At 72.3% G+C, this 25,519-nt stretch carries 21 protein-coding genes; 13 read left to right on the plus strand and 8 right to left on the minus strand.

The genetic code is table 11. The features are described 5' to 3' along the window. Window positions 1-5: 5 nt before the first annotated feature. On the minus strand, window positions 6-782 hold the full coding sequence (locus tag HUT10_RS41855) for an exodeoxyribonuclease III (protein ID WP_176176254.1): 777 nt from the start codon (window positions 780-782) through the stop codon (window positions 6-8). 71 nt (window positions 783-853) lie between these two features. Beyond that, window positions 854-1,576 carry a trypsin-like serine protease gene (locus tag HUT10_RS41860; protein ID WP_176176255.1) on the minus strand — a complete coding sequence of 241 codons (723 nt, stop codon included), beginning with the start codon at window positions 1,574-1,576 and terminating at the stop codon, window positions 854-856. A 166-nt stretch (window positions 1,577-1,742) separates the two neighbouring features. Here HUT10_RS41860 and uvrC point away from each other — a divergent pair, with 166 nt between their 5' ends. From uvrC to HUT10_RS41885, 5 genes are all read left to right on the plus strand, one after another. Next, entirely contained in the window at window positions 1,743-3,698 is a 1,956-nt protein-coding gene (gene uvrC, locus HUT10_RS41865) for an excinuclease ABC subunit UvrC (RefSeq protein WP_176176256.1), read from the plus strand. Window positions 3,699-3,740: 42 nt separating this feature from the next. Continuing rightward, on the plus strand, window positions 3,741-4,598 hold the full coding sequence (gene rapZ, locus HUT10_RS41870) for an RNase adapter RapZ (protein ID WP_176178290.1): 858 nt from the start codon (window positions 3,741-3,743) through the stop codon (window positions 4,596-4,598). Between the two features lies 1 nt (window position 4,599). Beyond that, window positions 4,600-5,586: a uridine diphosphate-N-acetylglucosamine-binding protein YvcK gene (yvcK, locus tag HUT10_RS41875; RefSeq protein WP_176178289.1), complete on the plus strand. Its 987-nt coding sequence runs from the start codon at window positions 4,600-4,602 to the stop codon at window positions 5,584-5,586. Beyond that, window positions 5,586-6,578 (plus strand): DNA-binding protein WhiA, encoded by a 993-nt coding sequence (whiA, locus tag HUT10_RS41880; protein WP_176176257.1) that lies wholly within the window; start codon window positions 5,586-5,588, stop codon window positions 6,576-6,578. The genes yvcK and whiA overlap by 1 nt, the downstream gene beginning before the upstream one ends. A gap of 227 nt (window positions 6,579-6,805) precedes the next feature. Further along, window positions 6,806-7,834: a glucosyl-3-phosphoglycerate synthase gene (locus HUT10_RS41885; protein ID WP_176176258.1), complete on the plus strand. Its 1,029-nt coding sequence runs from the start codon at window positions 6,806-6,808 to the stop codon at window positions 7,832-7,834. On the opposite strand, the gene HUT10_RS41890 is transcribed toward HUT10_RS41885, so the two are convergent. After that, the gene (locus HUT10_RS41890) at window positions 7,835-8,704 is read right to left on the minus strand and encodes a sterol desaturase family protein (protein WP_176176259.1); all 870 of its coding nucleotides are present in this window, start codon (window positions 8,702-8,704) and stop codon (window positions 7,835-7,837) included. A gap of 70 nt (window positions 8,705-8,774) precedes the next feature. Between HUT10_RS41890 and HUT10_RS41895 the strand changes: the two genes are divergently transcribed. Then, a complete protein-coding gene (locus HUT10_RS41895; RefSeq protein ID WP_254897256.1) occupies window positions 8,775-9,383 on the plus strand; it encodes a TetR/AcrR family transcriptional regulator in 609 nt (202 codons plus the stop codon). Between the two features lie 6 nt (window positions 9,384-9,389). Here HUT10_RS41895 and HUT10_RS41900 read toward each other — a convergent pair whose 3' ends face one another. Further along, the gene (locus tag HUT10_RS41900; RefSeq protein ID WP_176176260.1) at window positions 9,390-10,505 is read right to left on the minus strand and encodes a hypothetical protein; all 1,116 of its coding nucleotides are present in this window, start codon (window positions 10,503-10,505) and stop codon (window positions 9,390-9,392) included. Between the two features lie 162 nt (window positions 10,506-10,667). Here HUT10_RS41900 and HUT10_RS41905 point away from each other — a divergent pair, with 162 nt between their 5' ends. Next, window positions 10,668-11,036 (plus strand): hypothetical protein, encoded by a 369-nt coding sequence (locus HUT10_RS41905; protein ID WP_176176261.1) that lies wholly within the window; start codon window positions 10,668-10,670, stop codon window positions 11,034-11,036. Between the two features lie 45 nt (window positions 11,037-11,081). Here the strand turns inward: HUT10_RS41905 and HUT10_RS41910 are convergent, their stop codons facing one another. The 3 genes from HUT10_RS41910 to HUT10_RS41920 form a co-directional block, all read right to left on the minus strand. Further along, entirely contained in the window at window positions 11,082-13,649 is a 2,568-nt protein-coding gene (locus tag HUT10_RS41910; RefSeq protein ID WP_176176262.1) for a PQQ-dependent sugar dehydrogenase, read from the minus strand. A gap of 539 nt (window positions 13,650-14,188) precedes the next feature. Beyond that, window positions 14,189-15,019, minus strand: coding sequence for a coproporphyrinogen III oxidase (locus HUT10_RS41915; protein ID WP_176176263.1), 831 nt, complete (start codon window positions 15,017-15,019; stop codon window positions 14,189-14,191). Between the two features lie 39 nt (window positions 15,020-15,058). Beyond that, a complete protein-coding gene (locus tag HUT10_RS41920; protein ID WP_176176264.1) occupies window positions 15,059-15,496 on the minus strand; it encodes a PPOX class F420-dependent oxidoreductase in 438 nt (145 codons plus the stop codon). Between the two features lie 83 nt (window positions 15,497-15,579). Between HUT10_RS41920 and HUT10_RS41925 the strand changes: the two genes are divergently transcribed. The 5 genes from HUT10_RS41925 to HUT10_RS41945 all read left to right on the plus strand — a co-directional run bounded on the left by HUT10_RS41925 (window position 15,580) and on the right by HUT10_RS41945 (window position 23,585). Then, a complete protein-coding gene (locus HUT10_RS41925; RefSeq protein WP_176178292.1) occupies window positions 15,580-17,034 on the plus strand; it encodes a hypothetical protein in 1,455 nt (484 codons plus the stop codon). Continuing rightward, window positions 17,034-17,834: a hypothetical protein gene (locus tag HUT10_RS41930; RefSeq protein ID WP_176176265.1), complete on the plus strand. Its 801-nt coding sequence runs from the start codon at window positions 17,034-17,036 to the stop codon at window positions 17,832-17,834. Before HUT10_RS41925 ends, HUT10_RS41930 begins: the two co-directional genes overlap by 1 nt. Before the next feature lie 11 nt (window positions 17,835-17,845). After that, window positions 17,846-22,294: a hypothetical protein gene (locus tag HUT10_RS41935; protein ID WP_176176266.1), complete on the plus strand. Its 4,449-nt coding sequence runs from the start codon at window positions 17,846-17,848 to the stop codon at window positions 22,292-22,294. Window positions 22,295-22,331: 37 nt separating this feature from the next. Continuing rightward, complete coding sequence (locus HUT10_RS41940) at window positions 22,332-23,117, plus strand: TIGR03620 family F420-dependent LLM class oxidoreductase (protein WP_176176267.1); 786 nt, start codon at window positions 22,332-22,334, stop codon at window positions 23,115-23,117. A 123-nt stretch (window positions 23,118-23,240) separates the two neighbouring features. Further along, entirely contained in the window at window positions 23,241-23,585 is a 345-nt protein-coding gene (locus tag HUT10_RS41945) for a helix-turn-helix transcriptional regulator (RefSeq protein ID WP_176176268.1), read from the plus strand. Here the strand turns inward: HUT10_RS41945 and HUT10_RS41950 are convergent. Then, window positions 23,566-24,210 (minus strand): LysE family translocator, encoded by a 645-nt coding sequence (locus HUT10_RS41950; protein WP_176176269.1) that lies wholly within the window; start codon window positions 24,208-24,210, stop codon window positions 23,566-23,568. The two genes, HUT10_RS41945 and HUT10_RS41950, sit on opposite strands and share 20 nt — an antisense overlap. Before the next feature lie 72 nt (window positions 24,211-24,282). Here HUT10_RS41950 and HUT10_RS41955 point away from each other — a divergent pair, with 72 nt between their 5' ends. Beyond that, a complete protein-coding gene (locus tag HUT10_RS41955) occupies window positions 24,283-25,464 on the plus strand; it encodes a winged helix DNA-binding domain-containing protein (RefSeq protein ID WP_176176270.1) in 1,182 nt (393 codons plus the stop codon). Window positions 25,465-25,519: the final 55 nt, after the last annotated feature.

The raw sequence follows: 25,519 nt of genomic DNA on the forward strand, positions 1-25,519 counted from the left end.
GGCCGTCAGAGGTCCAGGTCCACCACGATCGGGGCGTGGTCCGACGGCCCCTTCCCCTTCCGCGCGTTCCGGTCCACATAGGAATCCTTCACCGCGGACGTGAAAGCCTCATTCCCGTACACCAGGTCGATCCGCATCCCCTTGTTGTTCGGGAAGTTCCCGGCCCGGTAATCCCAGTACGTGAACGGGTGGTCGTACTTCAGCGGCCGCGGGAAGACGTCCGACAGCCCGAGGTCCCGCAGCCGGGCCAAGGCGTCGCGCTCCGGCTTCGTCACGTGGGTCGACTCCGCGAACAGCGTGATGTCCCAGACGTCCGCGTCCGTCGGGGCCACGTTGAAGTCCCCGAGCACCGCGAACGGCCCGGCCGAAATCTCCGAAGCCACCAGCGAATGCAGCGCCGCCAGCCACTCCAGCTTGTACGCGTAGTGCGGGTTGTCCGGCTCGCGCCCGTTGGGCACGTACACCGACCACACCCGCACGCCCCCGCAGGTGGCACCCACCGCGCGCGCTTCCGCGGCACCCTCGAACGTCGGTTCGCCCGGCAGCCCGCGCACCACCTCCGACAGGCCCACCTTCGACAGGATCCCGACGCCGTTCCAGCGCCCCAGCCCGTACGCCGCCACCTCGTAGCCGAGCGCTTCGACCTCGGCCGCCGGGAACGCCTCCGTCGTGTTCTTCAGCTCCTGCAGGCACAGCACGTCCGGTGCCGTCTCCTCCAGGAAGCCCAGGACGCGGGGCAGGCGGGGGACGATGGAGTTCACGTTCCAGGTGGCGATCCGCATGCCGCGAGCATCCCACACACCACCGACAGAACCGGGGCGGCGCCGGAGCGCCGCCCCGGGACAAGGAGAACTCAGACGCCCGCGGTCGTCCGGATCCAGGACCGGCTCGCCGCCACGCTCGCGTAGTTGTTCGTGCCGCGCGTGTTCGACCCGCTCTGGTTCTGGACCGTCGACGCGACGCCGACCTGAACGCCGTTCGCGACCTCGGGGCCGCCCGAGTCGCCCTTCCACGCCGAGCCGTTGACGCCGACGCTCTGGATCGCGCGGCCGCCGTAGGCGTCCGTGGAGCGGCCGGTCACCTGGACGTTCGCCGTCTTCAGCGACGTCGCCGGCGGGCCGGTCGGGGTGGTGCGGCCCCAGCCGTAGATCTGGTTGGTGCTGCCCGTCGCCGGGTCCGAGCTGCCCAGCGAGATCGGCGACGCGCTGGTCGCCGAGGCCAGGTGCAGCAGCGCGATGTCGCCGTTGGGGGACTCGTACTCGTTGTCGACGGCGATCTTCGTGCCCGAGAGCAGCGTGTTGCTGCCGACCCGGACGTACATGCCCGAGCCGTCCTGGTCGAGGCAGTGCACCGCGGTGAGCACCCAGCGGGACGCGATGACCGTGCCGGAGCAGTTGAAGCCCTGGTAGTCGCGCCCGGCGGTGTTGACGTACACCTGGGCACCCCAGGAGACCGTCGGCGCGGTGGTGCCGCCGACGATGTTCGGCTGGACGCCCGCGGAGGCGACCGCGCCACCGGCGAGGGTCAGCGCGACGGCCGCGGCGGAAGCGACGCCGAGGAGACGGAGAGAGCTCACGGTGGTGATCCTTTCGGAGGGGGACCGGACCGGCCGGTCGGAAAGTAACCACCGCGTCACCGAGCGGGACACCGACGAAGGTCGGAAACGGACGAACACCCTACTTCCGATGGGGCAGAGCGGGGGTGTGCGAAAACTGTCGGTGCCGCCCCATAGTCTTGACAACGTGGCTGACCCGACCACCTACCGTCCCTCGCCGGGGAGCATCCCGGATGCCCCTGGCGTGTACAAGTTCCGCGACGCGACCAAGCGGGTCATCTACGTCGGCAAGGCGAAAAGCCTCCGCAGCAGGCTGAACTCCTACTTCGCCGACCTCTCCGGCCTGCACCCGCGCACCCGGCAGATGGTCACCACGGCCGCGAGCGTCGAATGGACCGTCGTCACCACCGAGGTCGAGGCGCTCCAGCTCGAGTACAACTGGATCAAGGAGTTCGACCCCCGGTTCAACGTCCGCTACCGCGACGACAAGAGCTACCCGGTGCTCGCGGTGACGCTGAACGAGGAGTTCCCCCGGCTGCACGTCTACCGCGGCGCACGCAAGAAGGGCGTCCGCTACTTCGGCCCGTACGCGCACGCGTGGGCCATCCGCGAGACCCTCGACCTGCTGCTGCGCGTCTTCCCGGCCCGCACCTGCTCGGCCGGGGTGTTCCGGCGGCACGGCCAGATCGGCCGCCCGTGCCTGCTCGGCTACATCGACAAGTGCTCGGCGCCGTGCGTGGGCCGCGTCTCGGCCGACGAACACCGGGACATCGTCGAAGACTTCTGCGACTTCCTGGCCGGCAAGACCGACGTCATGATCAAGCGGCTCGAAGCCGAGATGGCCGCCGCCTCCGAGGAGCTCGAGTTCGAGCGCGCCGCCCGGCTGCGCGACGACCTCGGCGCCCTGCGGCGGGCCATGGAGAAGCAGGCCGTGGTGCTCGGCGACGGCACGGACGCCGACGTCGTCGCCTTCGCGCACGACGAGCTCGAAGCCGCCGTCCAGGTCTTCCACGTGCGCGGCGGCCGGGTCCGCGGCCAGCGCGGCTGGGTGATCGACAAGGCCGAGGAGATGGACGTCCCGGCGCTGGTCGACCACTTCCTCACCCAGTTCTACGGCGACGAGGCCGAGCTCGACGCGCGCGACGACGTCGACGCCGGCCCGGTCGTCCCGCGCGAGGTCCTGGTGCCGGAGCTGCCTGCGGACGCCGAGGCGGTGGCGGAGTGGCTCAGCGGGCTGCGCGGCTCGCGCGTCCAGCTGCGGGTGCCGCAGCGCGGCGACAAGAAGGCGCTGGCCGAGACCGTGCAGCGCAACGCGGGCGAGGCGTTCACCCAGCACAAGCTGCGGCGAGCGGGCGACCTGACGGCGCGCTCGGCGGCGCTCACCGAACTGCAGGAGTTCCTCGGCCTCGACACCGCGCCGCTGCGCATCGAGTGCATCGACATCAGCCACATCCAGGGCAGCGACGTCGTCGCGTCGCTCGTCGTGTTCGAGGACGGGCTCGCGCGCAAGTCCGAGTACCGGCGCTTCGCGCTGCGCGAAGCGGCCACCGAGGGTGACGTCGCCTCGATCGCCGAGGTCGTCCGGCGCCGGTTCCACCGCTACCTCAAGGAAACCGCGGAAGAGTCCAGCACGCCCGGGCTCGACCCAGAGACCGGGCGGCCGAAGAAGTTCGCCTACCCGCCGAACCTGCTGGTCGTCGACGGCGCGGGCCCGCAGGCCACCGCGGCCGCCGACGTGCTGGCCGAGCTCGGCATCACCGACATCTCCGTGGTCGGGCTGGCCAAGCGGCTGGAGGAGGTCTGGCTGCCCGCCGACCCCGATCCGGTGATCCTGCCGCGGACGTCGGAGGCGCTGTACCTGCTGCAGCGGTTGCGTGACGAGGCCCACCGCTTCGCCATCGCCTACCACCGCGAGAAGCGCTCCAAGCGGCTGGTGACGTCCGAATTGGACAGTGTGCCGGGGTTGGGGCAGGCTCGGCGCGCCGCCCTGATCAAGCACTTCGGCTCGGTGAAGAAGCTCAAGCAGGCCCGGATCGAGGAGATCGAGGCGGTGCCCGGCTTCGGCAGGCGCACCGCGGAGGCCGTGGTCGCCGCGCTGGCCGGGGAGTCCGGCGCGAGCAACGGCACAGGAGCAGGGGAGTAGGGAAACACAGTGAGTGCGCAAGAGGAGATCCGCGGCTCCGGCATGGAGGTCGCGGTCGTGTCCGGGTTGTCCGGGGCGGGCCGCAGCACGGCGGCCAAGTGCCTGGAGGACCTGGGCTGGTTCGTCGTGGACAACCTGCCCCCGGAGCTGATCGCCACCATGGTCGAGCTCGGGGCGCAGGCCCGCGGCGCGATCACGAAGGTGGCCGTCGTCATGGACGTGCGCTCGCGCGCGTTCACCGACGACCTCGCCTCGGTCATCAAGGACCTGGACGCGCGGGGCTACAAGCCGCGCGTGCTGTTCCTGGAGGCGACCGACGCGGTGCTGGTGCGGCGGTTCGAGGCCGTCCGCCGCGGCCACCCGATGCAGGGCGACGGCCGGCTCGCCGACGGCATCACCGCGGAGCGGACGCTGCTGGAGCCGCTGCGCGAAGAGGCCGACCTGGTGCTCGACACCTCGTCGCTGTCGGTGCACGACCTGCGCGCCAAGATCGAGGACGCGTTCGGCTCCGAGGCGAGCACCCAGACCCGGGTCACCGTGCTGTCCTTCGGCTACAAGTACGGCCTGCCGATGGACGCCGACCTGGTGATGGACGTCCGGTTCCTGCCCAACCCGTTCTGGATCCCGGAGCTGCGCGAGCACACCGGGCTCGACGGCGAGGTCCGCAACTACGTCCTCTCCCAGGAGGGCGCCGAGGAGTTCCTCGACCGCTACCACCAGCTGCTGCGGCTGATCGGCGCCGGCTACAAGCGCGAGGGCAAGCGGTACCTGACGCTTGCGGTCGGCTGCACCGGCGGCAAGCACCGCAGCGTGGCGCTGTCCGAGGAACTCGCCCAGCGTCTGTCCAATGAGGACGGTATGGCCGTGAAGGTGGTGCACCGCGACCTTGGTCGTGAATAACGTGCGCGCGGTCGCCCTCGGGGGCGGCCACGGACTGCACGCGACACTGTCCGCGGTGCGGCGGGTGACCCCCGACGTCACGGCGGTCGTGACCGTGGCCGACGACGGCGGATCGTCCGGCAGGCTGCGGCGCGAACTGGGGCTGCTGCCGCCGGGCGACCTGCGGCAGGCGTTCGCCGCCTTCGCCGCGGAAGACGGCGGCACGCTGTGGGCGGAGGTCTTCCAGCACCGCTTCGGCGGCGACGGTGCACTGGCCGGGCACGCGGTGGGGAACCTGCTGCTGGCCGGGCTGTTCGAGGTGCTCGGCGACCCGGTTGCCGCGCTCGACGAGGCCTGCCGGCTGATGGGCGTCTCGGGCCGCGTGCTGCCGATGTCGCCGGAGCCGCTGGAGATCGTGGGCCTGGTCAGCGGCCTCGACAGCGAGGACCCGGCGGCCCTGCGCACGATCCGCGGCCAGGTCGCGGTGGCGTCGACGCCGGGGCAGGTGCAGCGCGTCAGCCTGCACACGCCCGGGCGGTCGGGGCAGCCGCCGCAGGCGTGCGTGGAGGCCGTCGACGCCGTGCTCGCCGCGGACGTCGTGTTCCTCGGGCCCGGCTCGTGGTTCACCAGCGTGCTGCCGCACCTGCTCGTGCCGGGGCTGCACGACGCGCTCGTGCACACGGCCGCGACGAAGGTGCTCGTGCTCAACCTTGTCCCCCAGCCGGGGGAAACCGCGGGATTCTCTCCGGAGCGGCACCTCGACGTACTCTTCGAGCACGCCCCGGATCTGCGGGTCGACGCGGTGATCGCGGACCGCGATTCCGTGCCCGACCCGGCGAATCTCCGCCGCGCGGCGCAGCGGCTGGGTGCCCGGGCGCACCTGGGGGCGGTGGCCGACCCCGAAGTGGCGGGACGGCATGATCCTGATGCGCTCGCGTTGTGCATGCGGGAGGCTCTCGGTCTCGGCGGGGAGCACGGGGGAGGAGCGAAAGGCAGGGAGGGGCAGTAATGGCGATGACCGCCGCGGTGAAGGACGAGCTGAGCCGGCTGGAGATCACGAAGATCGGGCCGCGCCGGGCGGAGGTCGCGTCGCTGCTTCGCTTCGCCGGCGGGCTGCACATCGTGGCCGGCCGGGTGGTCGTGGAGGCGGAGCTGGACACGGGCTCGGTCGCGCGACGGCTGCGCAAGGAGATCCACGAGCTGTACGGCCACCATTCGGACGTCCACGTCATCACCGCCAGCGGCGGCCTGCGCAAGGGCACCCGGTACGTGGTGCGCGTGGTCAAGGACGGTGAGGGCCTGGCCCGCCAGACGGGCCTGATCGACCAGCGCGGCCGCCCGGTGCGCGGGCTGCCCGCGGCCGTGGTGTCCGGGGGCGTGGCCGACGCGGAAGCGGCGTGGCGGGGCGCGTTCCTCGCGCACGGGTCGCTGACCGAGCCGGGCCGTTCGTCGTCGCTCGAGGTGACCTGCCCCGGCCCGGAGGCGGCGCTGGCGCTGGTGGGCGCGGCGCGCCGGATGGGCATCCAGGCGAAGTCCCGCGAGGTCCGCGGCGCCGACCGCGTGGTGGTCCGCGACGGCGACGCGATCGGCGCCCTGCTGACGCGGCTGGGAGCGCACGCGAGCGTCCTGCAGTGGGAAGAGCGCCGGATGCGCCGCGAGGTCCGCGCGACGGCCAACCGCCTGGCCAACTTCGACGACGCCAACCTCCGCCGCTCGGCCCGTGCGGCCGTGGCGGCGGCGGCCCGGGTGGAGCGCGCGCTGGAGATCCTGGGCGACACGGCCCCGGACCACCTGCTGGCCGCGGGCCGGCTGAGGCTGTCGAACCGGCAGGCGTCCCTGGAGGAGCTGGGCCAGCTGTCGGAGCCGCAGATGACGAAGGACGCGGTGGCCGGCCGCATCCGCCGCCTGCTGGCGATGGCGGACAAGCGGGCGAAGGACCTCAACATCCCGGACACCGAGTCGGCGGTCACCCCGGAAATGCTCGAAGAAGAGGACGCATAGCCGCAGCCGGCCTCCGGCCCGCCGGCGGGTTTTCGAGAGCCGGGGAGCGATTCTCCCAGTGGTTTTGCTCCGGTGCAGCGCGATCTCGCGGCGGGTCGTCGTGTTAACGGGATCGGTGCTGCCGGGCCCATCTCGTAACACCCCGGTAGCACCGGGGAGTGGCCGCCGAAACGCGGGCCCTCGAACCTCGGTCGGGAGGGATACGCCGAACGAGGGAAGGGGTAGGCATGCGCACGAACAACGCGCGGCTTCAGGTGTCACCGGAGGTCGGCACCTGGCTCGCCCGGCGCAGCAGCAAAGCGGGCGACTGGACGGCCGAGGACCTGGTCGCGGCCAAACGCGGCACCACCGTCTCCGTCGTCATCCCGGCCCGGAACGAGGAAGCCACGGTCGGCGCGATCGTCACCGCCATCCGCGAGGAGCTGCAGGAACACCACCGGCTGGTCGACGAGATCCTCGTCGTGGACAGCCACTCGACCGACGCCACCGCGGAGGTGGCGGCCGCGGCCGGAGCTCGCGTGGTCGCGCAGGACGCCGTCTTCCCCGCCCTCGACGGCCTGCAGGGCAAGGGCGAGGCCTTGTGGAAGGGCGTCGCGGCGACGACCGGCGATCTCGTCGTCTTCGTCGACGGCGACCTCTACGACTTCACCACCAGCTACGTCACCGGGCTGCTCGGCCCGCTGCTCACCGACCCGTCCGTGGCCTACGTCAAGGGCTTCTACCACCGCCCCCTCAACGGCGCGGCGGGCAGCGAGCCCGAAGGCGGCGGCCGCGTCACCGAGCTGGTCGCGCGGCCCCTGCTCAACATGTTCTGGCCGGAGCTGTCCGGGTTCGTCCAGCCGCTGGCCGGCGAGTACGCGGGGCGGCGCGAGGTGCTGGAGGGCATCCCGTTCGTCGTGAACTACGGCGTCGAGATCGGGCACCTCATCGACCTGGTGGAGCTGCGCGGCCTCGACGGGATGGCCCAGGTCGACCTCGGCCACCGCGTGCACCGGCACCAGAGCACGCAGGCGCTCGGCCGGATGTCCGGGCAGATCATGCAGACGCTGTTCGACCGCCTGGAGCGCTACGACCGGCTGGTCACGGCCATCCCGCCGGCCACGGTGCTGGCGCAGTTCCAGCGCGGCGCGTCGGCGGACGGCGTCGAGCGCGAACTGGTGCTGACCGACCTGACGTCCCGGCAGCGCCCGCCGCTGGCGAGCCTGCCGGTGACGCTGCGCCCGGAGAACGAGCGGACCCTGCAGGACACCGCGTAGCTACTGGGCGGGCGCGAGCGCGCGAGCCGGCTGCCAGCCCGGCGGCCCGAACACGTATCCCGCGCGCTCGCGCCACGTCCGCGCCCCGCGGAGGTCTCGCAGGATCGAGCCGTACTCGTGGAAGCCGACCTTCAGCAGGTTGTACGTGCCGATGTTCTTCGTCAGCCCGTACGTCGGCCGCTTGCCTTCGGGGACGAAGCTGCCGAACAGCCGATCCCAAAGGATCAGGATTCCGCCGTAGTTGGCGTCCAGGTACTCGGCGTCGCTGCCGTGGTGGACGCGGTGGTGGGACGGGGTGTTGAACACGTACTCGAACCAGCGCGGCAGCTTGCCGACCTTCTCGGTGTGCACGAAGAACTGGTAGACGAGGTCGATCGACAGCCCGGTCAGGATCATCCACGGCGGGATGCCGCCCAGCGCCAGCACCGACCAGAACGGCAGCTGGAAGTACGGTGTCCACTTCTGGCGCAACGCCGTCGAGAAGTTGTAGTGCTCGCTGGAGTGGTGCACCTGGTGGCCGGCCCACAGCAGCCGCACGCGGTGGCTGGCGCGGTGGTAGGCGTAGAACACCAGTTCCTGGCCGAGCAGCATGAGTACCCACGTCCACCAGTCGCGCGGGTCGAACCGGACCGGGGCGAGTTCGAACAGCGCCGCGAACACGACCAGCATCACCAGCCGGAACACCGCGTTGACGCCGACCGCGACCGTGCCCATCAGCATGCTCGTCCGGGTGTCGGCGACGCTGTAGCCGACCACGTTGTCGTCGTGGCCGAGCACGTGCACGGCGACGATTTCGATCGTCACGAACAGCAGGAACACCGGGATCGCGAACAACACGGGGTCGCGCAGGTGCGCCAGGAACTCGGCCACGTCGCCTCCTTTGATCTGACCTCACGGTAACTTACCCTAGGGTCACTTTACGCACGGTAGGCTCTGCCGCGTGACGGAGTCAAGGGCGGTCGGGACCAAGGGGATGCCGCGCGAAGAGCGCGAGGCCCAGCTCGTCGTGGCCGGCACCGAGGAGTTCGGCCGGGCCGGGTACGCGGGCGCGTCGATGGTCGAGATCGCGCGCCGGGTCGGGGTCACGAAGCCGTTGCTGTACCAGTACTTCGGCTCGAAGGACGGGCTCTACCTGGCCTGCCTGCACCGCGCCGGCGGCCGCCTCACCGACGGCGTGGCCGCGACCATGGCGGCCGGCGGCGAGCCCGACCAGATGCCGCTGAAGGTGCTCTCGGCGATCTTCACGACGTTCGACCACGACCGCTACGCCTGGCGCCTCCTGCGCGACGCGACAGTGCCCTCGACCGGTGACATCGCCGCGGCGGCCGCCGACTACCGCCGCCGGCTGGACGCGTTCGCGGTGCTCGGCGCGACGCAGCTGCTGACCTCCCGCGGCCTGGCCGACCCGGCGGACATCGAGGCGGTGGCGCAGGTGTGGACCGGCGTGGTCGACTCGCTGATCAGCTGGTGGATCGACCGCCCCGATGAAGACGCGGCGGCGATGACGGCCCGCTGCGCCCGGATCATGGGTGGCTTGTTCGGCTGGTGAGGCGGGTCAGCTCGCCGTCAGCTCGGCCAAGGCCGCTCGGACCTCGGCCCGGAACCGCGCCCGGTCGTCGCCGTAGGTGTGTTCCGCCGCCGACAGCGCCTGGCCCAGCGCTTCGGCGGAGTCTTCGTGGGCGGCGGCGAAGAGCGCCGGGAACGCCATGGCCTGCTGCAACGCGTTGTCGTGCCGTCCGTCCGGGGTGCGCACCAGCGTCCGCGGCACCTCCGGGTCCGAGAGCAGCCGGTCCCACGCCGCCGTCCAGTCGTCGAACGGGGACGGCAACGGCGCCCCCTCGTCCAGCGCGCGCAGACCGGCGGCGATCCAGCCGACGCCGTCGAGCCGGGCCCGTCCGAAGGCCAGGTGCGCCACCCGGCGGGCTAGTGCGCGCCGGACCTCCGGCCCGGCGGCGATCGCCGCGGCCACCAGTTCGCGGTCGGCCTTGGCGAACTGCCGCAGCGAGCCCGGGGGCAGCTCGAGCACGGCCGGGGGTGGCAGCACGCCACCCCATTCCCGCAGCAGCTGCTCGTGCCGCGCCTTCGCACGCGCCTCCTCCTCGGCCCGGCGTCGCTCCTCCGCCCGCTTCGCGAGCTCCTCGGCTGTCGGCGGTGGCGGCAGCCCCCGCGCGAACCCGTGCCAGTACGCCGCGATCTCGCTCGTTCGGCGGACGACCACGTCGGCGGCCGGAGGTGCGGGCCAGAACTGCAGCAGGTAGCTGTCCTGCCGGGGCTCGCCGCCGAGGCGGGTGTCGCGGGCGCGGCCGGCGTCCATCGCCGTGCCGCTGTAGCGGACGCGGTAGTCGCCCGGAGCCAGCTCCAGGTCCCACCAGTCCTCGCCACCCCAGGTGACCAGCACCGTCCGGCCCTCGGCGCGGAAGGACGCCTCGACGACGTCCTCCCCGCCGCCGTCCGGCGGCGCGGCCGGGTGCACCTCGGCGGTGAAGCCGACCTCGCCGGTGTGCAGCCCGGTGATCAGGAACAGGTGCCCGGGCACCGCGGCGCCGCACAGCCCGTTGCGTTGCCCGGCGAAGCACGCGGCCAGGTCGCCCTCGAACGGCGCGCCCCGCTCGTCGTGGACGTAGATTTGTCCATAGTGGACATGAACGTCGCCGTGGACCACGGTTCGCATGCGGCCAGCATGGCAGAGGTCACCGACAGTTTTCGATTTGCGGCTTATGTCCGCTCTGTCGATACGCAGAGTGCACACCGCAAATTCGTTGCTCGAATGGCGTAGCGAAACCGGCCTGGTCCGCGATTAATCTGGGAAGCCGTCGCGTCGAGAGGTCGCCCCATGCCCGAACCAGCAGCATCCGTCCCGGCCGATCCCCGGCTCGCTGCGCGATTCACCGAGGATCTGCTCGACGGCTGCCGGGTCCTGGCCAAGGATTACGGCTACCGGCCCGCCCAGTTCGAACGCATGGTGCGCGAGCACGGCGGGGTCGAAGCGGCCCGGCTGCTGCTGCGCGGGGCCGGCACCGCGGGTGGGTTCACCGTGCTCTGGGAGAAGAACCAGCTCGGCCGCAGCTCCGAGGCGACCATGCTCCGCGAGGAGTACGCCGAGCTGTTCACCCCCGACGAGCTCCTGCTGGCCCGTCGCCGGCTGGAGGAGCACGGCTTCGACGTCGACGCGCACCTGCGCACGCTCACCGAACAAGGGTGAGGGCGGCAGGGGTGACCGGCGCCGCTCCGGTCACCCCTGCCGCGGCTACTGGGCCGCCGCGCTGGACTTGCCGCGCAGCACCACGTTGGCCGTCGACGCGCCCTTGATCGCCGTCTCGATCTGGGCCATCGTCGAGGACGACGTCAGGCCGGGGACGGTCGCGGTGTTCAGGGCGTAGAGCGTGAACGTGTACGGGTGGCTCGAACCGCCCGGGCAGGGGCCGAAGAACTTCTGCGCGTTCGCCCCGCTGCCCATGGCCTTCTGCTTGGCGCCACCCTGGTTCGGCACGGTGTAGCCCGCGCCGAGCCCCTCCGGCAGCGACTTCGTGGCCGCCGGCACGTCCCAGATCGCCCAGTGCAGCTTGTTGCCGCTGTTGGCGACGTCGGCGAACACGACGGCGTACCCCTTGGCGCCGTCGGCGGCACCCCAGGCCAGCGGCGGCGACGGGTCCTGGCCCGCCGTGCCGTCCCCGGCGCAGGTGTACTTGTCCGGGATGGTCGCGTTGTCGGCGAAGGCGGAGCTGGTCAGCTTGAACCCGCCGGGCGTGCCGCCGCCCGGGAACTTCAGCCGCACGATCACGTTGTCCAGCACCGACGGCGTGCCGCCGTTCTTGTCGTTGTTCGTCGAGGTCAGCCAGAGCCCGCCGTCGGGGGTCTTGGTGACCGAGCGCAGCCGGCCCCAGCGACCCGAGAACAGCGTCGACACGGTCCCGACACCGGTGCCGGCGGCGTTGATCTGGGTGGCGAACAGCTGCTCCCCGGTGACGCCGGCGATGTAGATCCAGTCGTTGACGATCTCCACGCCGCTCGGCCCGGCCTGCGACGTCGACCAGGTCTTCTTCGGGGCGATGAAGCCGCTGCAGCTGCCCTGCGTGCCTTCGCAGCTGGGCCAGCCGAAGTTGCCGCCCTTCTGGATCAGGTTGAGCTCGTCCTGGCTGCTCTCGCCGAACTCCGCCGCCCACAGCTGGCCGCGGGAGTCCCAGGCCAGGCCCTGCGGGTTGCGGTGGCCGTAGCTCCAGACGTACCGGGCGTTGCCGCCGGTGGCGTAGAACGGGTTGTCGCTCGGCGCCGAGCCGTCCGGGTTGAGCCGCAGGATCTTCCCGTTGAGCGAGCTCTTGTTCTGCGCGTTGTCGCTGTTCTTGGCGTCGCCGACGGTGGCGTACAGCTTGCCGTCCGGGCCGAACTTGATCCGGCCGCCGTTGTGGTAGCGGTTCTTCGCGATCCCGGTCAGCACCGGCGTCGACGTCGACGACAGCGTGCTGCCGTCGTAGGTCATCTTCACGATCCGGTTGTCGCCGGAAGCCGTGTGGTACAGGTAGATCGCGTGGTCACTCGACCAGTTCGGCGAGATCGCCAGGCCGAGGAGGCCGCCTTCGCCGTTCGTGCCGACCGCGCCCGGCACCTTGCCCAGCGTGGTCTTCTGGCCCGACGGCGTCACGAGCAGGACCTCGAACCGGTCCCGCTCGGTCACCAGCGCGTTGCCGTTGGGCAGGAAGTCCACCGACCAGCCGAGGTCGACCTTCGCGATGTCCTTGTCGTACTCCGGGATCCCGCCGGCACCGCCCGGGGCGCTGGTCTTCGCGGTGACGGCGTTGCTGGCGGCCGAAGTGTTGCCGTCGGGGTCACGGGCCTTGACGGTGAAGGTGTAGGAGGTGTTGGGGGACAGGTCGGTGACCGTCGTGCTCAGCGAAGTCGTGGTGGCGACCTTCGTGGCGCCCTGGTAGACGTCGTAGCCGGCGATGGTGCCGCCGTTGTCCGTGGACGCGTTCCACGCCAGGGAGACGCTGTTCGCGGTGACGCCGGTGGTGCGCAGGTTGCCGGGCACGCTGGGCGGGGTGGTGTCGTTGCTCGGCGGCGTGGTGAAGGTGACCACGTTGCTCTGCTGCGACGGGTTGCCCGCGGCGTCGAACGCGCCGACCGAGATGTCGTAGGCGGTGTTCGGCGTCAGGTTGTCCACGGTCGCGCTCGTGGTGTTCCCGTCGACGGTCTTGAGGATGTTGCCGCCGCGGTTGATCTCGTAGCGGACTACGCCGACGTTGTCCGTCGCGGCGGTCCAGGAGAAGGTGGCCGCGGTGGGGAGGATGTTGCTCGCCTTGAGGTTCGACGGCGGCGACGGCGGTTCGCCGTCGGTGGGCGCGACGAAGGTGTCGGTGAGCTTGTCGGCGTTCGGGCCGCCGTTGGCGGTGGTCGCGGTGGTGCGGACCTTGTTGACCCCGGCGGTGAGCTGCACGGTCGCGGTGACGGTCTTCCACGTCGTCCAGGCGCCGGTGCCGGGGAAGTCGACGGTGCCCTTGTCGCCGCCGTCGACGACCAGCTTGACCGGGCGGTTGTCGGCGGTTCCGTTGGCGTAGCGGAAGGTCAGGGTGTGCGTGCCGGCCTGAGCCGCGTTCACGGAGTATTCGACGTAGCTGCCGACGACGTTGTCGAAGTTCACGAAGCCGGTACCGGAGTAGCCGGCGTGGTTGGACTCGACCGCGCCCTGGAAGATGGTGGCGTTCTCGGACTCGTAGTCGGTATCGGCCGCGAAAGCGTTTACCGGGCTGACCGCGCTGAGACCGAGCGCCGCGACGGCGGTACCGGCCAGTACCGCGCGCCACGGTGGACGGGGTGCCACTGGGAGCCTCCTGCGTTGTCGGGGGACAGGGGGTGACCGGGGCGGAATGGTCGGCGGACCACCGGCGGCAATAGTTAGGAAAGTTTCCTATCTATGGGTCAGATCACACACCCTGGGGGCGGGCCCTGTCAATACTCGACATGGTGGCTCACGCTGCGTGTCAACGGTTTCCCGCTCAGCGGGGCGGGCACGGCCTTGTGGCCGGTATTGGGCGGCTCCGCCTGGGTGCTGCGGACCGGCCGAGGCTCGCTGGGTTGTGGTGCGGGAATCTGCCGGGCCCGCTGGGGTGCTGTGGTGTGGGGGATCGACCCGGGGCCGCCGAGGTGCTGAGGTGGTGAATCGGCCCGGGCCCGCTGGGGGGTGGGGGACTGACCCGGGGCCGCCGGGGCACTGTGGTGCGGTGAACCGACTAGAGCCCGGCCGGGGTTGGCCAGGAGCCGCGCGGGGCGTTGCGATACGGCGGATGGAGCGGAGCTCGCCGGAGTGCTGCGATGCGGCGAATCGACCCGAGCCCGCCGGGGCGCCCCCCGTTTTCCACTCTACCGGCGAGCACCGACAGTTTCGGCCGCCCAGTCGCGCGGCACCAGGAACGACGCCAGTTCGGCCTCCGCGCTCCCCGGCTCCGGTGTGAACTCCGACTCCCAGCGCGCCAGCGGTGGCAGCGCCGCCAGGATCGCCTCGGCGTCGGCCTGCACCGCCGTGGCCGCGTCGTGGACCAGGGTGAACTCGACGTACCGGCCGCGGCGGAAGAGCTGCCACTGCCGCTCGCGCTCGCCGTGCGGGAGGTCCTTGCGGCGTCGCACGATCGGGGCGTACGCCGGGATGATCGCGGCGATGCCCGCCGCCGTGAAGGCCGCCGAGCGTCGCCAGCCGTCCGGGCCCGGCAGGCTCAGGTGGTCGAAGAGGATGCCGCCGATGCCGCGGGCCTCGTTGCGGTGCGGGAGGCGGAAACGGTCGTCGCACGCCCTCTTCGCCTGCGCGTGGAACGCCGGGTCCAGCGTTGCGCAGTAGCTCTTCAGCACGCGGTGGAAGTGCGTCGCGTCCGAAGCGAAGCCGTAGCAGGGGAGCAGGTCGACGCTGCCGCCGAACCACCACGCGTCCGCGGTTTCGCGGTAGCGGAAGTGGGCCTGGAACGCCGGGACGTACGGGTTGCGCGGGTGCAGCACCACCGAGAGCCCGGCCGCGAAGAACTCGTCGGAAAAGGCCGTGCTGATCACGGCACGTTCGAAGACGTCGCCGTTCTCCAGCCGCCGGGTGCGGCCTGTCCGGCCGAAGCGCCCGCCGTCGAGGCGTTCCAGCTCGGCCACCAGCTCCCGCTGGCCCGCGCTGATGATCGCCTTGACGGCGTCCCGTCTGTCCCCTGAAGGCATACCCCCACCCCCGGGGTGCAGATTACCAGCGAACCGGGGTCAGCCGGCGATGTCGGCGCGCGCGATCACCTTGGTGATCTTCGCCCGGACGAGGGATTCTTCGGGGACGGCGTTCCGCTTGCCGTACGCCTCGGCCTGCTCGGCGCCCATATACCGGCCGCCCAGCTTGGTGGCCCACGCCAGCATGTCGTCCATGTCGTGGGTCAGCCGCGCTTCGGCGGTGAACTGGACGTACGAGTACGGCGGCTTCTGGTCGTCGACGGCGAGGGAGATGCGGCCGTCGCGGGCGATGGCCTTGCCCTTGAGGGTCTCGGTGCCCGTGGTGAAGATCAGCTCGTCGCCGTCCGGGCCCTCGTTCAGCAGGAACCAGATCGGCGTCACGATCGGCGAACCGTCCTTCCTGACCAGGCCCAACATACCGGTCCGGGTGCCTTCCGACGCGAACTTCCACCACTCGTCACGGCTCATCTCACGCATGTAGGCGACGTTAGCCCGTCACCCGCGCGTGCGCAGAGGGTGGCCGACTAGCCTGGCCTGCTGTGCGAGACGACGACACCGGCATGACGGGCCTGGCCGACGAGGGGCTGACGCGCCGCCTCAAGGCGCTGGCCTGCACCGCGCCGCTGCACGACCTCGACGCGCGGAAGGCGAAGCTCGACTGGGCCGACGCCACGATCTACCAGATGGCCGAGATCGCGCTGCACACGATCGACCAGGTCACCATCGCGATGGACTTCGACACCGGCGCCGGCCACGACGAGGTCATCGACCGGCTGCTGCCGTTCATCGCCCAGCAGGCGCCGTCGCGGATGCCCGAAGAGCACGTCCGGGTGGCCAAGTGGGTGCTGGACAACCTGATCAACGTCGGCACCACCGACCGCGGCTTCCGGCGCGTCTACGGCTCGATCGGGCCGGGCGGCTACCAGCGGCGCCAGTTCGACTTCAAGCTTCTGGTCGAGCTGGCCGCACGCGACGGCGAGGTCTACCTGCGCGCCACCGACGAGGCCATCAACGTCCTGGTCGGCGCGCTCGACACCGACGTCGAATCCGCGCAGATCGCCGCCGAGGTCAAGCTCGAGAACCTGATCAACCGCGGTCGGCTGGCCGACGCCAAGCTCGCCGCCGAGCAGGCCCGCTACCGGACCGTCCAGTACGGCGAGACCCTGCGCGCGAAGCTCGACGCGACCCGCCGCGACGTCCGCTCGGTCGACTGGGAACGCGAGGTCCCCGAACTGCTCGACAGCGCGTTGAGCCACATCGAGGCCCGGTTCCGCGCCGAGAACGCCATCCTCAAGAACATCACCACCGCCCGCGACGAGACCGAGGACCTCGACAAGAAGCGCCGCGCCGCCGAGCTCGTCGACATCGTCGGCGACTGCATCCGACGGCACACCCGCCTGCAGTCCCGGCTCGCCGACGCGGGCGCGGTCTTCCGCGCCGAACAGGACCGCCAGCAGTTCTCCGGCCCGCCCCAGCGCGCCACCCTGGATCTCTTCGGCCAGCTCCTGGTCCCGACGCTCGGCCTGCCGCTGGCCGACGCCGTCGCCCCGGCCGAACACTTCTTCCACGCCGCCGCCGGCATCACCGCACCGGTCGTGCCGTCGCTGTCTTCCCTCGTCTCGCTGCTCCTGCGGCCCGCGCCCGAGCGCGATCAGCTGGTCGGCGAGATCCCGGAGCCCGAGCTCATGCCCGCCGAGGTCAGCGACAAGTTCGGCGACGACGTCTGGCGGCGCGCCGACGAACTGCTCGACCTCCCCGAGGTGCCGCGACGGCTGTCCGGCCTGCTCGAAGAAGCCCGCCGCAGCCGCCAGCCCGGGCTCGCCGCCCTGGTCGCGCTGCGCGCGGTGCACGCCTACAGTCCCGGGATCGGCGCGGCCCGCCGCCAGGGCGACCGCTCGGTCCTGCTCGCCGTCGACGACGGCACGCTCCTGGACGACCCGGAGTTCGGCGGCGCCGACCTGCTCCTGTCCACCGCCGCCGTCGAGCGGGCTGATGAAGAAGAAGAGGTCGCGTAATGGCGCTGTCCCACAGCAGCGTGGACGCCGAGGCCGCGGCCCGGCTGGTCGCCTTCGGCATGCGGCCGAAGCAGCTGCCCGCGCGTGACGTCGTCTACGGCGACCTCGTGCGCCGCTACGGCGAGGACAACGCGTTCAAGGCCCTCACGCACGCCGTCGCCGCCGGGCTCGGCCTGATGGTCCTCGAGGTCAACCAGCAGGCCGGCGCGGTACTGGCGGCCACCGACGAGTCCGTCTTCGAGATCAAGATGGACTCCTACGCCCGCCAGGCCAAGATCCGCGAGCGCCGCGACACGGAGAAGGTCCTGCACGGCCTGATCCACCTCGCCACCGCCGCGCTCGGCTACCCGCGCCCGGACGACCTCGCCAACGACACCTACATCGGCCGCGTCAGCGTCGAGCAGGTCGACGCGATGGTCCGCGAAGCCGCGCGGATGCTGGACGAACGCGCCGCGGCGGCCGAGGCCAACAACGACCCCCTGGCCGACGCGCCCGAGCTCGAACAGGCGTGGCGCGCCTACACCCGCCGTCCCGCGGCCGCGGCCACCAAGGACGGGCGGCTGGCCGCCGACACCACCCGCGGCATGGTCAGCCGCGCCCTGCGGTTCCTCGCCGACCAGGGCTTCCTGGTCCCGGTGAGCGACGAGCAGGGCGGCACCTACCGGACCACGCCGCGCTACCAGATCCAGGTCCGCGAACTCGCCGCCGACGCCGCCTTCGACGACCTGCTCGCGCTCGACGTCGTGGCCGTCGCGACCGCCGGGGGCACGCTGCGCGCGGCCGCCTCGGACACGCTCTAAGAGGGGAACCGATGTACGAGCTTTCGCGGGTCCGCCTGCACTCGGTGGGCCCGGCGGGTGCCCGCTACCAGGACGTCGTGCTTGACTTCAGCGGCGTCGGCGCCAAGATCACCGCGCCGCAGCAGGACGCCTTGTTCAGCGCGGGCATCCACGCGACCGGCCCGGCCGAGCTGCGCCGCCCGTCCCCGGCGAGCGTGCTGTTCCTCGAGAACGGCGGCGGCAAGTCCGTGCTGATCAAGCTCATCTTCTCGGTGATGCTGCCCGGCCGCCGCCAGGTCGTCGGCACCACCAGCACCAAGGTGCTGGAGAAGTTCGTCGCCGCCAAGGACGTCTCGCACGTCGTGCTGGAGTGGCTGCACGTCGAGAGCGGCCACCGGATCATCACCGGCAAGGTCTCCGAGTGGCGCGGGCACGTGGTGTCCGCCGACTCCGAGAACCTCGTCGACTCCTGGTACTGCTTCCGCCCGACCGCCGCGCTGGGCCTCGACTCGCTGCCGATGACCCAGGACGGCCGGCTGCTCACCATGTCCGGCTTCCACGACAAGCTCACCGCGGCCCAGCTGGCCGAACCCGAGCTGGAACTGTCCTGGACCCGCCGCCACCACGAGTGGACCGGCCGCCTCGACAGCCTCGGCCTCGACACCGAGCTGTTCCGCTACCAGCGGGCGATGAACGCGGGCGAGGGCGAGGCGGCGGACGCGTTCGCCTTCGGCACCGACGACGCCTTCGTCGAGTTCCTGCTGCGTGCGGTCATCTCGGAGGAAGAGCCGAAGGACCTGGCCGAGGTCGTCGCGACCTACGCGCACAACCTGGCCCAGCGCGGGGATCTCCTGTCCGAGCGCGACTTCGTGGCGGGTGCGCTCGACCTGCTGGGCCCGCTGGCCGCCGAGGAAGGCGTCGCCGCGGAGTCGCGGAAGATCGCGGAGGCCGCGAAGGCCGACATGGCTTCGCTCGCCGGGCGGGTCGTCGCGCGCAACGAACTCGAGAACGCGCGGCTGTCCGGGCTCGAAGACCACGTCACCGAGGTCAAGTCCGCCGAAAAGCTGGCCGAAGGCGACCACCGGCGGCTCGCCGCGGCCGTCACGGAACTGCGCCGCCTGGTCGCGGTGCTGCGGCTGGACGAGGCCCAGGAGGTTCGCAAGCGGGTCGACGCCGAATTGGCGGCCGCGAAGACCGAAGCCGAAGCGTGGCGCGAGACGGCGACCGTGCTCAACTCCTTGAACGCGGCGCGCAAGGCAAAGGACCTGCGCGAGCTCGTCGGCAGCCGGGAGGAGAAGGCGCGTCCCGCGTTGAAGGCGCGCAACGACGCTGCTTCGGCGCTCGCGCGCGGGTTGCACGCGCTGGCGCAGGATGCGCAGCGGCAGGCCGACAAGGCCGAAGCGCACGCGGGCGCGTTGCGTGCCGAAGCCGAGAAGGCGCAGACCGAGCGGGACGAGGCCGCGAACCTCGCCGCGGCACGCCGTGCCGAAGCGCGCGGCCTCACCGGGCGGATCACCGAACTGCGCGAAGAGGTCCAAGCCGCCGTCCGCGCCGGGGTGCTGCCTGCGGGCGCCGACGTCGCCGAAGCTTCCCGCGCCGCTCGCGCCGCGGCCGAGCAGGCCACCGCGGAACTGGCCCGCCGCGAGCAGGAACTGGAGCGCGTCGCGACGGACCTGCAAGCGGCGCAACGGGCCGTGAACGAGGCCCACCAGCTCGCCGGCACCACGCAGGACCGCCTGGAGCGGGCCACCGAGGACCTCGACCGCGCCCACCGCCGGACCGACGCCCTCGCCGCCGAGGGACGCCTGGTCGAGCTGCTCGGCGCGGACGACGTCAACCTGGAGAGCGACCTTCCGGTGCTGCTGGAACGGCTGCGCGAGGCGAGCGCGGCCGTCGAGAAGGAGCAGACCGCGCTGCGGATGGAGGAGTCCGCCGACGAACGGGCGCTGGCCGCGCTGGGGTCCGGCGGGCTGCTGCCGCCGCCCCAGGACGTCCAGGCCGCTCTGGACGCACTGGAAGAGGCCGGGATCACCGCGTGGTCCGGCTGGCGCTATCTGTCCAAACTGGACGCCGGCCGGCGTGCCGAGGTGCTGGAAAGCCTGCCGCAGCTGGTGTCCGGGGTGCTGCTGAACGACGCCGCGCACGCCGATCGCGCCCGTGAGGTGCTGACGAAGCGGCGGCTGCTGCCGAGCGCGATCATCGCCGTCGGCACCACCGAGGCGCTGCAGGCGGACGTGCCGTCCGCGCCCGGCGTCGAGTTCCTGGTGCCGCCGAACCCGGCGATGTACGACGAAGAAGCCGCCGACGCGGAGCGGGAAGCCGTGGCGCGGCGGCACACCGAGCGGCAGCGGCGGCTCGAAGCGTTGTCCGCCAAGCTGTCCGCGGACGGCGCACTGACCTGGAAGCTCACGACGTGGCGCGAGGACTACCCGCCCGGCGCCGTGGCGACCCTGGCCGAGCAGGCCCAGGCCGCCCGGGCCGCGCGGGAGACCGCCCGCACGGCGCTGGAGCAGGCCGACGCGGACTTCGCCCGGTTGAGCGAGAAAGCCGCTTCGCTGCGCGAGCGCGTCCCCGAGCTGCGGGCGGCTGCCACCGAAGCCGAGGAGCGGGCCCGGCGGCTCGGTGAGCTGGGCGTGCGCAGCGCCCGGATCGCGGAGTGGACCGAGGAGGCCGAGCGGGCGACCGAGATCGCCGAGCGCGCCGACCTGCAGGCGTCCGACGCGGCGGGCAAGGCCGCCCGGCTGCGGGAGCAGGCGGGGGAGGAGCAGCGCACGGCCGACGGCCACCGCCGGACCGCGACCACCGCGCGTGCCGAACTGGCCGAGGTGCCCGGAGCGGCCGACGCCGCGGAGGGGCCCGCGCCCGCCGAACCGGTCGACGCGCTGCGGCGGACGTACGCGTCGGCGTCCGAGGCGTACGCGAAGGTCGAGGTCGGCAGCGACCTGCGGAGCGAACTGGAACAGGCGGAGTCGGCGGAAGCCGCGGCGGGCTCGGCCGTCGAGTCCCTGGACGAGGCCGTCCGGGCCCGCGCGGCCGAGCTCCTGGAGACCCCCGACGGCTCCGACGCGTCGGCCCGCGCGGCCGCGCTGGCCCGCGCCCGCCGCGTCGTCGACGGCCTCGAAGACGAGCGCACCGAGGCGATCGGGCTGGTCTCGACCCGGCGTGCCGAACTGGACGCGCTGCCGCTGCAGAACGGCGTCAACGGCGAGAAACCGCGGGACATCGAGCACGGCCTGGAGCTGATCGACGCGGCCGGGCTGGAGGCGTCGGCGGCCGCCCGGAAGTGGGAAGAGCTGCAGGAACGCCGGGCCGCGGCGGAAGCGACGCTGGAGTCGGCGCGCAGCTCGGCTTCGGGGTTCGCGCTGCTCGCCGAGTCGATGGCGCACCTGGTGACGGACACGGACGCGGACGCCTACGACGGTGACGTCGACACCGCACGCGCCCAGCACGCCCGGCTGAACGCGACCTTCAACCAGGCCCAGGAAGCCGCCGACGCCGGCGACCGCCGGGTGCGCGCGGCCGCCGACCAGCTCGCGCAGTACGCGACGGAGAAGCGGTTCGAGAAGCTGAGCACGCCGGTGCGCCAGCAGGTCATCTCGGTCAAGCGCGACCAGCTCCCGGCGCACGCCGCCGAGTGGGCCGAGGCGCTGCGGCCGCGGCTGCGGTCGCTGACCGACGACCTCGCCCAGATCGACCGGCACCGCGGCGGCATCATCACCCGCCTGCAGGGCATGGTCGACGGCGCACTCCGGACGTTGCGCTCGGCCCAGCGCGTCTCGCGGCTGCCGGACGGCCTCGGCGACTGGTCCGGGCAGGAGTTCCTCCGCATCCGCTTCACCGAGCTGGAGGACAACGCGCTGACGGAGAAGCTCGGCGAAGTCGTCGACGAGGCCGCCGTCGGCAAGACGGCGGACGGCCGGGACGTCAAGCGCGACGGGCTTTCCCTGGTCCTGCGGGGAGTCCGGGCCGCGGCGCCCAAGGGCTTCCGCGTCGACATGCTCAAGCCGGACTCGGTGCTGCGGACCGAACGCCAGCGCGTCTCGGAGATCCGCGACGTGTTCTCCGGCGGCCAGCAGCTGACCGCGGCGATCATCCTGTACTGCACGCTGGCCGCACTGCGGGCCAACAACCGCGGCAAGGTCCGCAACCGGCACTCGGGCGTGCTGTTCCTGGACAACCCGATCGGCCGCGCGTCGGCCGGGTACCTGCTGGAACTGCAGCGGGCGGTGGCCGAGGCGCTGGGCGTCCAGCTGATCTACACGACCGGCCTGTTCGACGCGGGCGCGCTGTCGGAGTTCCCGCTCATCGTGCGGCTGCGCAACGACGCCGACCTGCGCGCGGGCCGGAAGTACCTGTCGGTGGACTCGACGATCCGCAACTCCCTGGAGGACCTGGGCGAGCCCGACGGCGTCGCGCGGCTGTCGGCGACCCGGATGTTCACGCGGGAGGCCGATTCCGCCGAGGACGAACAACCGGCCTGACGGGAACAACCCGGCACCGTCCGGGGTTGCCGGGCGCATGACGGAACTGGGGCCGATCGGGGCCACCCACAGCGCACTGGACACCGGCACGGACGTGGCGGCCGAGCTGGAGGAGCTGGGCTACGCCACGTTGTGGCTGGCCGGCGGGCAGGGCAACAACCTGCCGCGGATCACCGAGGTGGTCCGCGCGACTTCGCGGATCCAGGTGGCGAGCGGCATCCTGTCGGTCGACCGGGTCCCGTCGGCCGCGGTGGCTTCGGCGTATGCGGAGCTCCCGGCCGGCCGGTTCGTCGTCGGCCTGGGCGGGGCGCACGGCCCGCGCCCGCTGGCGGCGCTGAACGACTACCTCGACGAGGTCGAGGACGTCGTCCCGCAGTCCGCGCGGATCCTGTCGGCGCTCGGCCCGCGGATGCTGGAGCTGGCCCGCGACCGCGCGTCGGGCGCGTACCCGTACCTGGTAACGACGGATTACGTCGCTTCGGCGCGGGAGATCCTGGGGGCGGACCGGCAGCTCGCGGTGCTGCTCAGCGTGGTCGCGGAAACCGACGTGACCCGCGTGCGCGAGGTCGTGCGCGGCGGCTCGCTGGGCTTCCTGGCCGGGATGCCGGGCTATGCGGCCAACTTCCGCCGGATGGGCTTCACCGACGCGGACATCGCGGACCGGTCCGACCGGCTCGTCGACGGCCTCACGGTGTGGGGCGACCTCGACGGCGTCGTCGCGCGGCTGCGGGAGTACCGGGCCGCCGGCGCCGACCAGGTGGTCGTCCCCCTCGACGGCGTGCCCCGCGAGTGGTGGCCGGAACTGGTGAAGGCGCTGGCCTGACCGCGGATCACCCGCAGGTACGCGGCGGAATACGTCGAGACCGCGCTGGTTGAAGGCGTAGTAGCCGGTTTCGAGGCGGCCGGGGCACGACTGCTCCTGGCGTGTTCGGCGGAGGTCGACGGGATGAGTGGACGACAGTCATCGAACACTGCGCGGGCGCGCGGGCTCTCGCACGTCCCGCCGGGCGAGGTCGCGCTCCAGGACGCCCTGGCCGCGGTCGCCGATCCGGTGCGCCGCAGCATCGTGCGCGAGCTCGCCGCCGTGCCCGAGTGGACGAAGGCGTGCGGCACGTTCGACCTGCCGGTGGCGAAGGCGACGCTCAGCCACCACTTCGGCGTGCTGCGCGCGGCGGGCCTGATCGAACAGCGCGACGAAGGCCCGCGGCGGCTGAACCGCTTGCGGCGCCCCGAATTCGACGCCGCCTTCCCGGGCCTGCTCGACCTGGTGCTCAGTCACCCCGGCCCGTGAAGGCCAGCGTGGTGCCCAGGCCGATCATCACCAGGCCGCCGGTGCCACCGACCATTTCGAGGCGCTTCGGCGAGCGTGCGAACCACGCGCGGGCGGTGCCCGCGACCAGCGCCCACGCGCTGTCGGTGGCCAGCGCGATCGCCGGCAGGCACAGCCCGAGGACGAGCATCTGGGCCGGCACCGAGCCCGCCGCGGGGTCGACGAACTGCGGCAGCAGCGCCGCCAGGAACACGATCGACTTCGGGTTCGCGAAGCCGACGACGAAGCCGTCGCGCAGCACGGTCAGCACGCGGCCCGGCGTGGCCCGCACCTGCGCGGCCATCGCGTCGGTCAGCTTCCGACGGTGGCGCACCGCCTGGATCCCCAGGTACACCAGGTAGACCGCGCCGGCGACCTTGATCGCGGTGAACACCGCCGCGGACGTCGTCACCAGCGCGCCGAGGCCGAACGCGACCGCGACGACCTGCGTGTACACGCCCGCGGCGTTGCCCAGGACGGTGAGCAGCGCGTCCCGCCGCCCGACGGTGAGCGCGCGGCTGATCGTGAAGAGCACGCTCGGCCCGGGGACCACCACCATGAGGAACGTCAGCGCGGCGAAGGCCGCCAAGTGCGTACCGGAGACCATTTCGCGAGGCTATCGCCTGGTCGCCGGGGATGACCAGGCGTTTTTGTCGGTGCCGGGTGGTAGGAAAAACGCGTGCCTCCGAAGATCAGCACCGAGCAGCGCCGGGCCCGCCTCGCCGTCCGGCACCACCTGGCCGCGCCGGCGGCCACGGTGGCCGAAGCCGTCGCCGGGGTCGTGGCGCTGCACGCCACCGACCCGGCGACCGTCCACCTGTCCGCGTCCGCCCGGCTCGACGGCCCGGCAGTTGCCGAGGTCGAGCGTGCGCTCTACGACGAGCGTTCGCTGCTGCGCCTGCTGGGCATGCGCCGCACGGTGTTCGTGACGGACCTGGACACGGCGGCGCTGGTGCAGGCCGGCTGCTCGGCGGACATCCTCGTGAAGCAGCGGAAGCTGCTCGAACAGCACCTCGGGCAGCAGGGGCACCCGGAGAACGTGCCGGAGCCGCAGCTGTGGCTGCAGGACGTCGAGGCATCGGTCGAGGCGGCCCTGCGTGCTCGCGGTTCGGCGACGGCGCAGCAGCTGAGCGAGGACGAGCCGCGGTTGCGCCAGCAGCTGCTGATGGCGGCGGGCAAGCCGTACGAGGCGATCGGCAACGTGACGAGCCGGGTGCTGTTCCTGCTGGCCGCGGGCGGCCGGATCGCCCGCGGCCGTCCCCGTGGCAGCTGGCTGAGCACGCAGTACGTGTGGCACCCGCTGGACGAGTGGGTCCCGGGTGGGCTGCGGGCGTGGAGCGCGGAGGAGGCCCGCGTCGAGCTGGCCCGGCGGTGGCTGCGCGCGTACGGCCCGGCCCCGGTGGCGGACCTGCGGTGGTGGACGGGCTGGACGGCGGGCCAGGCGAAGAAGGCCCTCGCCGAGCTGAACCCGGTGGAGGTCGACCTGGACGGCGTGCCCGGGGTGGTGCTCGCGGACGACCTCGAGCCGGTGCCGTCGCCACCGCCGTGGGTGGCGTTCCTGCCTGCCCTGGACCCGACCCCGATGGGCTGGCAGGACCGCGACTGGTTCCTCGGCTCGCACCGCGCGGCCCTGTTCGACCGCAGCGGCAACATCGGCCCGACGGTCTGGGCCTCCGGGAAGGTGGTCGGCGGCTGGGCCCAGCGGGCCGGCGGGGAGGTGGTGTTCCGGCTGCTGGAGGACGTGGGTGCCGAGGTCGGCGCGGCGGTCGAGGTGGCGGCGGAAAAGTGCGCGGCGTGGTTCGGCGAAGCCCGGGTGATCCCGCGGTTCCGCACCCCGCTGGAACGGGAGCTGGCCGGATGAGGGGCGCGGATTTCATCCGGACGGGCGGCGGCGTGCCGCGGCGGGGACGGCCCCG

Origin of the sequence: Amycolatopsis sp. Hca4 (assembly GCF_013364075.1) — a bacterium.
In the GTDB taxonomy this organism is placed as follows: Bacteria; Actinomycetota; Actinomycetes; order Mycobacteriales; family Pseudonocardiaceae; genus Amycolatopsis.